The organism is Halorussus salinisoli, from assembly GCA_005239435.1.
GTDB classification, from domain to species: domain Archaea; phylum Halobacteriota; class Halobacteria; order Halobacteriales; family Haladaptataceae; genus Halorussus; species Halorussus salinisoli.
Window position 1 is genome coordinate 134046 of record ML241305.1, and the last position, 14312, is coordinate 148357.

The window sequence follows — 14312 nt, forward strand, 5'->3', positions numbered from 1 at the left end:
AAATCGCCACGAGGTCGGGGACCGACTACGAAGCTTCGGCATCAGTCGCCTCGCTGGCGGTGCGTTCGTCGTCGCGTGCCCGGTCGAGCGCACCCATCACCCAGTTGGCCGAGACACCGTGGATGACGATGGACGCGAGCGCGACGAACCCGACTAACGCCCAGAGCTTGTCGGCGGCGACGAGTAGCTCTACCTCGCCGAACGACGCCTCGTTGAGCGCGAACGCCAGATAGTAGAACGAACCGATGCCCCGGATACCGAACGACGAGACGACGAGCCGCTCGCTCCACGGCATCGACGTGCCCAACAGTCCGAGTACCCCGGCGACCGGACGAACCACGAAGATGAGCGCAAGACCGACCGCGGCATCGAGCAGCGTTAGCGGGGCCAGCAAGCCACCCGCGATGGCTCCGCCGAACAGTACGAGTACCGTCGCCATCACGATTCGCTCGATCATCACGGCGTAGTCGTGGAGAGCGGTGTAATACTCGTGTTCCCACTCGTAGTGGCGGAGTTCGACCGCGGCGACGAACACCGCGATGAAGCCGTAGCCGTGGACGAGTTCGGTCGCACCGTACGTGATGAGCGTAACTGCCAGTGCCTCCGCGCCTTCCATGACCTTGCCCAACTGGGTCGTGACGCCCTCGCTGAAGATGACGCGCGCGAGCACCTGTCCGGCGAGGTACCCCATCACGACGCCGACCAGGATTTCGTAGAGGAAGTGGACGAGGAACCAATCGCCGACCCATCCCAACGACGAGGCGCCGGTGGCCGCCGCCATGGCGATGGCGAAGTGGGTGAACGGGAACGCCAGTCCGTCGTTGAGGCCTGCCTCAGAAGTGAGCGCGAACCTGACTTCGCCTTCCTGTTGCTCGGGGTCTACCTCCTCGTCCACCTCCTCGGTCGGAGGCGTCGCCTGCACGTCTGAGGCCAACACCGGGTCGGTGGGCGCGACGACGGCCCCGAGGAGGACGGCGGTCGGCAAGAGCGTCCCCAGCACGCCCCACCCGAGGAGCGCGGTGGCGACGATGGTCAGGGGCATCGTGATACCGAGTAGACGCCACGTACTCGACCACAGGTCGAAGTCGAACGGGCGGTCGAGCTTCAGCCCCGCGCCCGTCAGCGCGATTATGACGACGAACTCGGTGAGTCGCTCGGCGAGTTCGCCGTGTTCGACCGGGTCGGGTATCTCGACTCCCAGCGGGAGCGAAAACAGGACTATCCCGGCACCGACGTACAACATGGGGAACGACATCGGCTTGTCCGAGAGGACGCGTGGCAAGACGACGGCCCCGAATATTGCAATACCGATGAGTAGCAGTGCAGCTTCGTAAGCAGCCATTCGTCACGATATACAGGATTTTTACGTAAATGTCCGTGGGCCGAGTGGCAGATCGACGGGACGTTTCGGCCTGCGCGCCCGACCCGAAACGCGCCCCCGACTCGAAAGGCTATAGCACCCCTCGACTCCTACCACGGGTATGCTCACTTTCGTCGGTCTCGGTCTCTACGACGAGCGCTCGATAACCGTCGAGGGCCGGGACGCACTCCGAGACGCCGACAGCGTCTTCGCCGAGTTCTACACCAGCAAACTCCTCGGCGCGACCGTCTCGGACTTGGAAGCGTACCACGACACCGACATCGAGGTCCGGGACCGCGCGGGCGTCGAGCAGGACCCCGAGGCTATCCTCCGCGCTGGCGAGGACGGCGACGCCGTCTTCCTCACCGCGGGGGACACGATGATTTCGACTACGCACGTAGACCTCCGCCTCCGAGCGGAGGAGCGCGGCGTCGACACCCGCGTCGTCCACGCGCCGACCGCCGAATCCGCGGCCAGCGGTCTCACCGGACTTCAGAACTATCGGTTCGGCAAGGCGACCACGCTCCCCTTCGAGTACGCTCACGGTGCCGACGGCGTCCCCGCCAGCGTCACCGACGCCATCGACCAGAACCGCGAGCGCGGTCTCCACACCCTCGTCTACCTCGACATCAAGGTCAGAAACGACGAGTACATGACCGCCGACCACGCCGCCGACCTCCTCGCCGACGAGTACGGCGACGTGCTGGCGGTCGTCGTCGCGCGCGCCGGAAGTCCCGACCCGCTCGTGGCCGCAGACCGCATCTCGGCGCTCGCCGACCGTGACTTCGGCGACCCGCTCCACCTGCTGGTAGTGCCGGGGGACCTGCATCACATCGAGGCCGACGCGCTCGCCGAACTCGCTGGCGCCCCCGGCGAACTGCTCGAAGTGGAGTAACCCCGGAGGCGGCGCTTATTCGTTCCATCATCTCAGCGCGCGCTGGCGCGCCCTTTCGAGGGCCCATGCGCGAGGTCTGCGCGAGCGAAGCGAGTGCAGGCTCGTCGGAGCGTGCCTCCGACGGTGGACGGCGGCCGCATCCGCGGCCGCCGAGGTTGGGGGTGTGAGGTCCGAGGTTGGCGGTGTGGAGTGGTGCTGTGCGGTTGCGGTCCTCCTTCGCGTCGGCAATAGCGGGCTTCCCCTCGATTTTCCCCGTTCTCTTTCCCCTCGACTTTCCATCGTTCGGCGAAATGACGCGAGTCGTTAGTTCGAGCGGTGACTATTTATCCCTAAGAACAACATTTTCATTCATTTAGGAAACAAATACGATTCCGAAAGTCAGCGATACTCTCGACGCGTACTCGCCCGATTCCCCTCCAAGAACCCGAGAGAGCCCCGACCGACTATCGTCGAGTCACTCGCCTTTGCCGTCCGCGGCGACCGGCCGCTCGGTCCCGACCGCGTCGTGGAGGTCGTATTCGTCGCCGGTCACGATGTAGAGCACGTCCTCGCCGACGGTCAGCAGTTCGGGCACCTCGCGGGCGACCGCCCACGCGATACCCACCAGCGCGACGACCGAGAGGCTCTGAGCCAGCACCCGGTCGGAGATGAAGTACGACACCATGTTCGGATTCTCGTAGCCGACGAGCGCCATCGTCGGGTCCACGAACACCTGCAACCACTGCTGGCTGAACGCGAGCGTGATGAACACGACCCGGACGAGGTTGAGGAACCAGATGACCGGGATGGCGATCGCGAGGGCCCGAAGCTTTCGGCGAATCGGCGCGCGAACTGCGGCGACGAGGCCGCCGAAGATCGCCATGCTCCCGAGACCGGTGCAGGCGAGCAGGACGTTGATCGTGAACTCGCCGTGGTTCTCGGTGGCGAAGAAGTACGCGCCACGGATGGTCTCCTCGCGCTGGATGACCTGAAACTCGTAGCCAAGCGTCCGCATGACGAACTCGCCCTGCCACGTGACGGTCTCGATGAGCCACTCCTTCGCGGGCGGAATCATGGTGAACGGCATGTAGATGAGTCCCATGAACGCGACGGCCCGCGAGAGCAGGAAGAGGGTTTCACGGCCCTGCAGGAGCAGGTAGCCGACGTACAGGCAGGCCGGGAGCGCGGCGAGGCTCAGCGCACCCTCGATGAAACTCTTCTGCTCGAAGGCGAAGTGGGGGAACAGCGCGAGCCAGAAGACGCCGAAGACGACCCACGCACCGGCCGCGAGGTAGCGCGCCCGTCCGCGTCCGTGGTCGCCGTCGTACCAGTCGAGTGCGGTGGCGGCGGCGAACAGTCCGACCGCGAGCCACGCCAGTCCATCTGTCAACGCCGTAGTCACTGTTAGGAGAGTGAAAGCGCCCCCGGGATAAAGAGTTGACGGCTCCGGTGGGATACGGGTAACGTCGGCTTAGCGGTACGGAAACGTCTGGTTTCTCCCGCGCGGTAGCAGTCGCTACGCGGTCGAGTGCACGAAAAATGGGAACTGCGAAAGACCGGAACGTCCGGTGATTAGTTAGCTATGCTCAGTTGCTGCGGCGGAGAGCCAGCAGCGCGGCAGCGACGAACGCGACGAGTGCGACACCGATGCCGAAGCCGGGGATGCCACCGTCACTTTCGGTCGTGGTGGTTTCCTCGGTCGTGGTCTCCTCGGTGGTTTCCTCGGTCGTCGTCTCTTCGGTCGTCGTCTCTTCGGTCGTCGTCGTCTCGTCCGTGGTCGTCGTCTCGTCCGTAGTCGTCGTCTCGTTGTCCTCGCCGTCGTCGGCGGATTCAACGATCACGCCGCTGACCTCGTCGCTAGCGTCGCCGGACGAGGCAGAGACAGTGAGTTCCGTACCTGTGTCAACGTCGCTGAAGTCGAACGGAGCGACGAAGGTACCGTCGTCCTGGACGGTCGCCGTCGCGGTCCGGACGAAGGAGTCGGACTTCACCTGCACGGTGAACTCGGAGCCAGCAGCGATGCTGGTGTCACCGGTGATGTTACCGTCGACGGGGAGCACGTCGCTCTCGTTCACGCCAGTGAATTCGAGGGTGCGCTCCTCGACGGAGAACGTGGTGTTAGTCGACTGCGCCTCGTCCACGAGCGCACTGTTAGCGTGCTGGGTGAAGGTCGCGCGGTACTCGTCGCCAACTTCGATGCCGTTGTCACCGCTGGTGTCGACGACGGCGTAGAACGTGTTGTTCTCCGCGTCGAAGTACGTCTGGGTCACGTCAGCACCGTGGAAATCGTTGGTCTGAGCGTTCGCACCGGGGTTCGTCTGCGTGAAGTTCAGCGAGTAGGAGTCGTCTTCTGCAACCGAACTGTCGAGTTTGCTCTGGTCAGCATCGAGGCTACCGTAGATGCCGGATGCGCTGACCTGCACGACCGCGAGGTCCTGCATGGCCGTCGAGTCGTCCTCGGTGACGCCCTCGAGCACGGTGCTCAGTTCTTCAGGCGCGTCGGCGTCGGGATGCGTCCAGACCTGCGCACTGTCGACCGAGCCCTCGTTGAGGATGAGTTGGGTGACGTCCTGCTCGTTGCCGTCAACGCCAACGGTCATCTCGTACTGACCCGCAGCGATGGGGTTATCGAGGGAAGCGTCGTCCTCACTCGGCTGGTTGTCCCAGTTGGTGTGGACGCCCTGTCGCGAATCTTCGCTCTCGTCAACCGAGAAGGAGTCGCCGTCGCTGACACTGATGAAGCCACCGTTGTCGGCGTCGACGTTACCCACGTTGGTGTTGAAGGTGTTGAACTGGACGGTAACCTCGCCGTCGTCGTCGTCGTCGCTGACGGTGAAGTTAGCCTTCCAGTTGACGTCCTCGCTACCGATGGAGACTTCGGACGTCTTGGAGTTCGAGAGGTCGACGGTGAACTCGGCGGTGTCACCGCGCTCTTCGGAGACGACGCTGTCAGAGGCGAAGGAGGCAGACGCGTCGCCACCCTCGGTCACGTTGATGTCCGCGTCGGCGGTCGCACCGGTGTCGACCACTTCTACGGTGAACGTGTAGTTACCAGCGTCGACGTCACTGAAGTCAGTGCCCAGCGTATCCGACTGGATTTCCGTGACTTCGACACCGTTGTCGGTCACGTCGTTCTCACTCGCGTCGTCGAGAATCGACGCCACTTGGTCGTCGCTGAGACTGTCAGCGGTGATGTAAGCGTCGTAGCCCGCGCGAGCGGAGTCAAGTGTGAGGTCCGACGTCGTGTCGAACTCGTTGTCGACATCTGCCGGGTCGAACGACGCAGTCAGATCCTGCGACGCGACCTCGAAGTTGTTGATCTCGTGATTGGACGAAGCAATCTGGAGGCGGTAGTCGCCGTCCAGGTTGCTCGTACCGAACTGGACGTCACCAGTCTCGTTGGTGAAGACCTCTTTCACGAGGTCGCCGTCATCGCTATCGTCACTGTCGATGACGATTTCGAGCTTCGTATTGTCGGCACGGTCACCATTTGCGTCCTGAACGTTGTTCACGAACAGGGTCTGTCCCTGCCAGTATCGATCGCCGTTTGCGACTTCGGTGCCCTGAGCATCTCCGTAGTTCGCGACGGCCGTGCCAGCGAAGGCAGCGGTACCGGCGAATACGGACATGACGAGCATCGCAGTCAGCAAAACACTGCGGAGTTTGTTATTTGTCGTTGTCATGGTTTGGATTGGTTATTCAGTCGGCGACAGCACCTTTCCTGTGCCCGTCGGGGGAACCCGAAACCGCATCGGGTATGGGCCGCGGTACTCGCTACTGCCACCATGGGTAGGGGTACGGATGAAAGGTTAAGCCGTGGTTATAAGTGCTTTGTGGTCTGAGACGTGGGTCGTTACTCCATACCACGCGAATTTATCGACGCGTTGAACGGGGTCTCTGGCGGTCGAAACCGCCGATACGTGCCAATGACTCCCAACACGCCGTACGATAGAAGAAGAACGCCGTTCTCGAAGTTCTATGGGCCGATACCAGCGGATAACGGGGTATTTCGCCCGTCCGTCGGGGTGATTTTCGGGAGTAGTCGGACACCGCGACGCGCTTATAAAAGAATCGAGACATCCGGCCGTGTCTATCTACAGCGAGTCGTCCGAACGATGGGAAAAGAACACCGAGCAGGAGACCGCTGTTCGTCAGCGACTCCGACGAATTAGCAACAGCGCGGCCGCCACCAGGGCGACGAGCGCGACGCCGATGCCGAAGCCGGGGATGCCACCGTCGCCACCATCGCCGGGGGTGGTCGTGGTGGTCTCCGTAGTGGTCGTCGTTTCGGTCGTCGTCGTTTCAGTCGTCGTCGTTTCGGTCGTGGTGGTCGTCGTGGTCGTGGTCGTCGTTTCAGTCGTCGTGGTCGTCGTCGGCTCTGCAGCACCGGCCTCAGCGATTACACCGCCGACCTCGTCGGATGCGCCGTTGGCCGAAGCCGAGACAGTGACGTCAGTTCCGGGTTCCACGTCACTGAAGTCGAACGGAGCCACGAAGGTACCGTCGTCTTGGACGGTCGCCGTCGCGGTCCGGACGAACTGGTCCGACTGGACCTGAACGTTGAACGTGGTGCCGGCGGTGATGCTGGTCTCGCCCGAGATGTTCGTCTCGCTGGACGGGAGCGTGAGCCGGTCGCTCTCGTTCAGTCCCGTGAACTCGAGGGAACGCTCCTCGACGCTGAAGCTCGTGCTGGCAGTCTGGGTCTCGTCAAAGAGCGGACTGCTCTCGTGAATCTTGAACTCCACGTCGTAGACGTCACCGGCCTCGATGTCGTTGGCCTGAGTGTCGACGACGGCGAAGAACGTGTTGTTCTCCTCGTCGAAGTACACTCGCTCGGCGGACGAGCCGTCGAACGTGTTGCCGTCGGCGTTCGCGCCGGGGTTCGTCTGCGTGAAGTTCAACGCGTAGTTGTCGTCGGTACTGTTGTCGAGTTGGGCCCGGCTGGTGAAGTTGCCGTAGAGGCCCGACGCGCGGACCTGCACGACCGCGAGGTCCTGCACGGCGACGGAGTCATCGTCGGCGACGTTCTCGAGGAGACCGCTGACCTCGTCGGGGAGGTTGCCGGTCCCCGTTCGCGGGTGTGCCCAGACCTTCGCACCGTCGACGGAGCCCTGCTCAAGCACGAGTTGGGTGACGTCCTGGACCGAGTCACCGACGCCGACGGTCATCTCGTAGGTACCCGACGCGATGGGGTCCCGAACAGGTTGGCCCTGCGTCATGTCTCTGCCCGAGTAGACGCCTTGGTTGCCGTGCACCCGTACGGCGTCTTCGCCCGCGGCGTCGACGAACTCGGTCGGGTCGGCACTGCCAGCGGTCGCGTAGGTGTTGAAGTCGAGAGCGACCTCTCCGTCACTGTTGTTGTCGTAGACGGTGAAGTTAGCCATCCAGTTGACCGCGTCGCCACCGATTGTGACGGTAGTGCTCGGGGTGTTCGAGAGGTCGACGGTAAACGTGGCGTTGTCACCGCGTTGCTCCGAGACGATACCGTCACCAGTGAAAGACGACGTCGCATCGCCGCCCTCGGTGACGTTGATGCTGGCGTCGGCCGTCGCGCCAGTGTCGTTCACCTCGACGGTGAACGTGTAGTTGTCGGCGTCGATACCGCTGAAGTTCGCCTCGAGGGTGTCCGTCCGGATGTTCTCGATGGCGACTGCGCTATCCGTCGGAACTGGAGACTGATCTCCCTCGTCCAGAATATTCTGTAACTGGCCTCGCGTCAGTCCTTCGGCGGAGACGGTCGCGTTGTATCCGGCGCGCCTGGATTCGAGGGTAAGCGTTGTCGAAGTGTCGAACCTATTGTCGACGGAATCGTCCTCGAAGGACGCGTTCAGGTCCTGAGACGCGACGGAGAAGTTCGCGATCGGCTGGTCGGTCTGAGCAATCTGGAGTCGGTAGTCACCCTCCAGGTCGCTCGTATCGAACCTGACGTCGCCCGTCTCGTTGGTGAAAATCTCCTTGGCGAGGTCACCGTCGTTGTCGCCCCCAGCGACGACGATCTCCAACTTCGTATCGTCGGCGCGTTCGTCCGTTTCGCTCTGTACGTTGTTATAGTACAGCCTCTGTCCTTGCCAGTACCGCTCGCCTTCCTGCAACTCTTCGCCATCGTCGGGGCCGTAGTTCGCGGCGGTCGTACCGGCGAAGACAGCGGTTCCCGCGAACACGGACGCGACGAGCATCGCTGTCAGGAAGACGCTCCGGAGTTTGCCAGTTGTCGTTGTCATGGTTAGTTTAGTACTCATCGGCGTCAGCACCTTTCCCGTGCCCGTTGGGAAACCCGGAACCGCACTGGGCGGAGAACACCTGTACTCGCTGCTGTCGCCATGGGTAGGGGTTGCAGTTCAAGAGTTAAGCGCAATTTATAAGTGCCTTGTGGCGACGTTGGCCGGGAATCATCCGTTAGAACGCCAGTAACCGCTGATTACCGGGTTTCGATGGTACCGGTTTCCACACTACCCGTGACGACACGACGGAAAACTGTAGCGCTCCTCCGATGTTCACGCAGAACGACTGTTCGGTAGCGCGCCGCAGCGAGAACCTCGAAGCAGAGGAGCACCGGCGACGGACGAATCCGGTTCGAGACTCGGACTGCAAGAGGTAAGCCAGCAGGTGAGGAACTCGTCGAGAACGTCCGTCTGTTCGTCGCGCTCGATAACCTCGATTTCGTGCAACCTTTTACTGCGCTCGCTCCCTCCGGTCGCTCGCTTGCAAAACGTCGATGAAAAATACAGCCGTCCTACTCGTCGCGCTCGATAACCTCGATTTCGTGACTGTCCACGTCCTTGGTGAAGGCGTAGCGGTTGTCGCAGGACTCGGGGTCGCGGTAGTCTTCGGCGTCCCGTTCCATCAGCGTCGCCCAGTCGTCCTGGAGGTCGTCGGCGCGGACGGCGAGGTGACCCCACGCGTCGCCCAACTCGTACGTGCGCCCGTCGTAGTTGTACGTGAGTTCGACCGCCATCGCCTCGTCGGCCGCCCCTTCGGGTTTCACGAAGTAGTTGGCGAAGGTGTCGGACTCCCAGCGGCCGGTGTGTTCGTACTCCAGTTTTCGGGTGTACCACCCGAGCGCGGCGTCGGCGTCTTCGACGCGAATCATGGTGTGGTCAAGGCTCCAGCGCGCGCCGTAATCGCGCTCGACTATCTCGACCTCGTGGCCGTCCGGGTCCGTGACGAAGGCGTAGGAACCGCCGCAGGAGTCGGGGTCGCGGTAGTCCTCGACGCCCTCGTCCATCAGTTGCTCGTAGGCGTCGTACACGTCGTCGACGCGCACGGCGATGTGACCCCAGCCGTCGCCCATCTCGTAGGACCGGCCGTCGTGGTTGTAGGTGATTTCGAGGACCGCGCCCTCGTCGTGAACGTCCTCGGGACCGAGGTAGACGTTCGTGAACGTGTCGGCCTCCCAGCGACCCTTCTCTTCGTAGTCGAGGTGATCCTGATACCAGTCGAGGGTCTCGTCCAGGTCCTCTACGCGCATCATCACGTGGTCGAGCGTGGCGTTCATGACGCTTCGAAGTAGATGGTTCCGAAGCGAAAAGGATACCGTTCGCGGAAACGCGGCGTCCCTAACCAGTTCAGTACGCGGAGACGTGGTCACGGGGGTACGTGGGGACGTAGGAACGCGGACACGCACGTCGGAACGTGGGCACGTGACCGCGCGGGCGACTCTGTTACAGTATGGACCGGACGTCCGGCCAGTGGAACCACCACGCTGCAGTCCAGAGCAGGACCGTCCCGACTGGAATCACCGGAGAGTCCGGCCGGAACAGGCCGACCGAGAACCAGAGGTCGCTCAGACCCGCGAGGACGAGGAGGCCGCCGGTCACTCGCCGGTCCTCCCGGTCCGGCGCGATCCACCCGACGAAAGCGTTGGCGACCGCGAGCGAGTACAGAAACGTTGCGACGGGCCACGCCAGCAGTCGCCGGGGAAGCCCCGCGGTGTGGACCAGCAGGTAGTCCGTCAGCGTCGTGACGTGGACCGGTGTCGTAGTCATCAGTCCCCACGCGAACACGAGGTCGCCCGAGGCGAGGACCGACCACGGAACGACAGCGATGGCGAGAAGCGCGAGCAGTCGCCGAGGGTCGGTCCGGTCGGCCATCACTTCCGGACGACGAGTCGGAGTACGTCCTCGTCGGCGAGTTCGTGGTCCTTGCCGACCTGTTGCTCGTCGTGCTTGGCGCTCGGCCCGCTCACGCGCGCGAACCGGAACCGGTCTTCGAGTTCGCCGCCGAGTCGTCGGGCCGCGTCGCCGACCGTCGAACCCTTCGGGAGGACCAGCGGTTCCTCGCGGTCGACCCCGCGACCGGGCTTGTCCATGTAGATGCGCATCAGGCCCAGTTCCTTCCAGATGGTCTCTTTGAGCGAGTCGAGACCCTTCTCCTCCTCGGCGGAGATGAAAATGGCTTCCTCCGGGTCGATGTCGTGTTCGCGGAGGTCCTCCTTGACGGTCTCCACGTAGTCCGGTTCGATGAGGTCCACTTTGTTGACCGAGACGATGGAGGGGATGTACTCGCGGTTGTCCATCACGCCGTCCACGAGTCGGTCGATGTCGACCTGCTCGCGGATGGTCACGTCTGCGTTGACGTAGCCGTGTTCCCGGAGTACCTCCTTGATTACGTCCTTCGGGAGGTCGAGGTCCACGCTGGCGGTCACGCGAATACCGCCCTTGCCCTTCTTCGAGATTTTGACGCTCGGCGGTTCCTGGTCGAGTCGAATCTTGTTCGCGTAGAGTTCCTTCTTGAGTCGCTCGTACTGGTCGATTTCGAACACCGAGAGGACGAACACCACGAGGTCCGCGGCGCGGACGACAGACAGGACCTCCTGGCCGCCACCGCGGCCCTGGGCCGCGCCTTCGATGAGGCCCGGCACGTCGAGCAGTTGGATGTTCGCACCGTTGTACTGGAGCATCCCGGGGTTGACGTTGAGCGTCGTGAACTCGTAATCCCCGACTTCGCTCTCGGCAGCGGTCAGCGAGTTCAGCAGCGTGGACTTCCCGACGCTCGGGAAGCCGACGAACGCGACGGTGGCGTCGCCGTGTTTCTCGACGTGGTAGCCTTCGCCTCCGCCAGCGGAGGACTGGTTTTCGAGTTTCTCCTTCTTTTCCGCGAGCTTGGCCTTCAGCCGTCCGATGTGCGCCTCCGTGGATTTGTTGTACGGAGTCTCGGCTATCTCCTCGCGGAGGTCCTCGATTTCTTCCTCCAGTCCCATTACCAGTGAGTCGGCCGTGCGGGCCGAAAAAGCCTTTCTTTCTGTGGGGCGTCGCGCCAACGCCGTACTCTTCCGTGACTTCGACACGTTAATACGGTGGTGGCGAACATCTCGCAGACGACGATGCCGGACCCCTCGACGCTTCGGGACAGCACGCAAATCGTTCTAGCAGCCGACGTGTTGGACGGGTTCCGGGAGGACCTCGACGAGCAGTTCACGCTGACGTTCTTCGAGATGGACGTCGGTGGCGGCGGAGAGCCCGAAACGGGGGGTGCCGACGAGAACGGTGGGGCCGACGAAAACGGCGAAACCGGCGGCTACGTCCGCCTCATCGGGAGCCCGGTCGAAATCAAAGCTGCCAGTGAGTTTCTGAGTCGGCAGGGCGTGAGTATCCGGTGAGTTCGCCGGCGACCGAAAGATAAGCCTTAAAACTGCTCCGGGGGTTCGTTTAGGTATGGCTGAGACGATAGAAGTACTCGTCCCCGGTGGGCAGGCGGACCCCGGTCCGCCGCTCGGTCCGGAACTCGGACCCACCCCGGTTAACGTACAGGAGGTCGTCAACCAGATTAACGACCAGACCGAAGCTTTCGACGGTACCGAGGTCCCCGTGACCATCACTGTCGAAGACGACGGTAGCTTCGAGATCGAAGTGGGCGTCCCGCCGACGGCGGCGCTCATCAAGGACGAGGCCGGTTTCGACACCGGAAGCGGCGAACCCCAGAAGGACTTCGTCGCGGACCTCTCCATCGACCAAGTGAAGAAGATCGCCGAGCAGAAACACCCCGACCTGCTCGCGTACGACACGAAGAACGCCGCGAAGGAGATCGTCGGCACCTGCGCCTCGCTCGGCGTCACCATCGAGGGCGACGACGCCCGCGAATTCAAGGAGAAGGTGGACGCCGGCGAGTACGACGACGTCCTTCTCGCAGAAGCGGAAGCATAGATAGCGACTCTCTCGTTCCTGCTTTCACTTCGCTCGGTAGTCGAGAGTATCGCTCTCGGCGGACGAGTCGACACGACCGCAGTCGCTGGCGAGATAGCGAGCGAAGAAGACGAATTCTACGGCACTCGCCACGACGATTCCGGACCGAGTGACTTACTGGCTGACGCCGAGCGTGCGAAAGTTCGAGGTTCGAGCGGTGTGGGACGGGCCGGGTTCGCGCTCGCGGGTACACCGGAGGAGCGGGCCGAGTTCGGCCCCTCGGTCCGCGAGCTCCACTGTGCCGTCCTCTCGGTCGTACTCGACTGCGTCGGCCGCGGCGAGTTTCGGCAGGTGGGAGTGAATCAGCGAGATTTCGACCGACTGGGAGTCGGTCTCGTCGCGGTCGTCCGACTGCCACGCGGCGATGCGGCGAGCGAGTTCCTCGACGGAGGTTCGGCCGTTGCGCTCGAGCGCGTAGAGGACGCCGCGACGTCGGGCGTCTCGGAGGAGGTCGAAAGCCGCACTTACGTCGTCGATGGTCTCGTTTCGGGGTTGGTCCGACATACGATAATTTCGTGGGGTGCAGGGTACATTAACCGGGCCGTCGCTCCCGTCGATTGCAACGAATTCGTTTCGACCGTTGCAACTGTTTCAATGTCGTATTAATATTTTTTAAACCCTGTTAGAGACCATCGTCGTCGGCGTTCTCGAAGATGGACGACCGCAACCCGTACCTCTTTAACCTATCAGGAACCGAAGAGAGAGTAATGCTCGCGGGAGTCAACGTCGCGCTCGGGGTCACAGGTAGCATCGCGGCGGTGAAGGTGGTCGAGTTGGCTCACGAACTCCGCCGCCGCGGCGCGTCGGTCCGCGCGGTCACGACCAGTAGCTCTCGAAGTATCGTTCACCCGTGGGCGGTCGAGTTCGCCACCGAAAACCCGGTCGTCACGGAGATTACCGGACAGGTCGAACACGTCGAGTTGTGCGGCCGGGACGGGTGGGCCGACGTGTTCCTCGTCGCGCCCGCCACCGCGAACACGGTCGGCAAGATAGCGGCGGCCATCGACGACACGCCGGTCACGACGTGCGCGACGACCGCACTCGGTGCGGGCGTACCGGTCGTAATCGCGCCCGCCATGCACGAACCCATGTACGACCACCCCGGCGTCCTCGACGCCATCGACAGGGTGGAGTCGTGGGGCGTCGAGTTCGTGGATCCCCGGGTCGAGGAGGGGAAGGCCAAAATCGCCACCGAGGACGCCATCGCGCTGGACGTCGCGCGCGCCGCCTCGCCCGACCTGTTCGAGGGCGCGAACGTCGTCGTGACTAGCGGCGCGACTAGCGAACCCATCGACCCGGTGCGCGTGTTGACCAACCGAGCCTCGGGGAAGACCGGGCGGGCGGTCGCCCGCGCGTGCTACGCGCTCGGCGCGGACGTAACGCTGGTTCACGACGGCGAGGACGCACCCTACGCCGACGTCGTGCAGGTCGAGACGGCCGCGGAGATGACCGAGGAGACCCTCGACCGCGTAGAGGGCGGGGCCGCAGACGCCCTCGTCTCGGCCGCGGCCATCTCGGACTACACCGTCGAGTCGGCCGACGAGAAGATTCGGTCGGGCCAGGACCTCACGCTCGACCTGACGCCGACGCCGAAACTCATCGACGCCGTGAGAGAAGCGAGCGACCTCCCCGTCGTCGGGTTCAAGGCCGAAACGACGACCGACGACGAGGCGATGGTTCGAGAGGCCCGCGAGACGCTCCGGCGGGCGGACCTCTCCTTCGTCGTCGCCAACGACGCCAGCGTGATGGGCGACGACGAGACTCGGACGCTGTTCGTCCGAGAGAACAGCATTCGGGAGTACCGGGGGACGAAATCGGAGTTGGGGTGGCAGGTGGCCGAGGAGTTGGCCGACGAACTGTAAATTTCTGTAACATTCCTATACGTTGTTTTAACGAC

12 protein-coding genes are annotated in these 14312 nt (G+C 63.2%); 4 read left to right on the forward strand and 8 right to left on the reverse strand.

Annotated features, from left to right (window positions below):
- Positions 1 to 25 precede the first annotated feature (25 nt).
- Positions 26 to 1342, reverse strand: a complete 1317-nt coding sequence (locus E2484_RS00735) for a cation:proton antiporter (protein WP_137283318.1) — start codon at positions 1340 to 1342, stop codon at positions 26 to 28.
- Positions 1343 to 1481: 139 nt separating this feature from the next.
- Between E2484_RS00735 and dph5 the strand changes: the two genes are divergently transcribed.
- Entirely contained in the window at positions 1482 to 2255 is a 774-nt protein-coding gene (gene dph5 / locus E2484_RS00740; protein WP_137283319.1) for a diphthine synthase, read from the forward strand.
- A 454-nt stretch (positions 2256 to 2709) separates the two neighbouring features.
- Here the strand turns inward: dph5 and artA are convergent, their stop codons facing one another.
- From artA to E2484_RS00770, 6 genes are all read right to left on the reverse strand, one after another.
- A complete protein-coding gene (gene artA, locus E2484_RS00745) occupies positions 2710 to 3636 on the reverse strand; it encodes an archaeosortase A (RefSeq protein WP_137283320.1) in 927 nt (308 codons plus the stop codon).
- 184 nt (positions 3637 to 3820) lie between these two features.
- On the reverse strand, positions 3821 to 5917 hold the full coding sequence (locus E2484_RS00750) for a DUF7827 domain-containing protein (RefSeq protein ID WP_137283321.1): 2097 nt from the start codon (positions 5915 to 5917) through the stop codon (positions 3821 to 3823).
- A 468-nt stretch (positions 5918 to 6385) separates the two neighbouring features.
- Positions 6386 to 8455 carry a DUF7827 domain-containing protein gene (locus E2484_RS00755; RefSeq protein ID WP_137284026.1) on the reverse strand — a complete coding sequence of 690 codons (2070 nt, stop codon included), beginning with the start codon at positions 8453 to 8455 and terminating at the stop codon, positions 6386 to 6388.
- A 512-nt stretch (positions 8456 to 8967) separates the two neighbouring features.
- Positions 8968 to 9729: a VOC family protein gene (locus E2484_RS00760; RefSeq protein ID WP_137283322.1), complete on the reverse strand. Its 762-nt coding sequence runs from the start codon at positions 9727 to 9729 to the stop codon at positions 8968 to 8970.
- A gap of 166 nt (positions 9730 to 9895) precedes the next feature.
- The gene (locus E2484_RS00765; protein ID WP_137283323.1) at positions 9896 to 10324 is read right to left on the reverse strand and encodes a TIGR04206 family protein; all 429 of its coding nucleotides are present in this window, start codon (positions 10322 to 10324) and stop codon (positions 9896 to 9898) included.
- Positions 10324 to 11433, reverse strand: a complete 1110-nt coding sequence (locus tag E2484_RS00770) for an OBG GTPase family GTP-binding protein (RefSeq protein WP_137283324.1) — start codon at positions 11431 to 11433, stop codon at positions 10324 to 10326. Before E2484_RS00770 ends, E2484_RS00765 begins: the two co-directional genes overlap by 1 nt.
- Before the next feature lie 99 nt (positions 11434 to 11532).
- Here E2484_RS00770 and E2484_RS00775 point away from each other — a divergent pair, with 99 nt between their 5' ends.
- Together E2484_RS00775 and E2484_RS00780 are read left to right on the forward strand one after the other, a co-directional pair.
- Positions 11533 to 11832, forward strand: coding sequence for a VNG_1110C family protein (locus tag E2484_RS00775; RefSeq protein WP_394347894.1), 300 nt, complete (start codon positions 11533 to 11535; stop codon positions 11830 to 11832).
- A 55-nt stretch (positions 11833 to 11887) separates the two neighbouring features.
- A complete protein-coding gene (locus E2484_RS00780) occupies positions 11888 to 12376 on the forward strand; it encodes a 50S ribosomal protein L11 (RefSeq protein WP_137283325.1) in 489 nt (162 codons plus the stop codon).
- 153 nt (positions 12377 to 12529) lie between these two features.
- Here the strand turns inward: E2484_RS00780 and E2484_RS00785 are convergent, their stop codons facing one another.
- The gene (locus tag E2484_RS00785) at positions 12530 to 12919 is read right to left on the reverse strand and encodes a DUF7344 domain-containing protein (protein ID WP_137283326.1); all 390 of its coding nucleotides are present in this window, start codon (positions 12917 to 12919) and stop codon (positions 12530 to 12532) included.
- Positions 12920 to 13122: 203 nt separating this feature from the next.
- Between E2484_RS00785 and coaBC the strand changes: the two genes are divergently transcribed.
- Positions 13123 to 14277, forward strand: a complete 1155-nt coding sequence (gene coaBC, locus E2484_RS00790; protein ID WP_137283327.1) for a bifunctional phosphopantothenoylcysteine decarboxylase/phosphopantothenate--cysteine ligase CoaBC — start codon at positions 13123 to 13125, stop codon at positions 14275 to 14277.
- Positions 14278 to 14312: the final 35 nt, after the last annotated feature.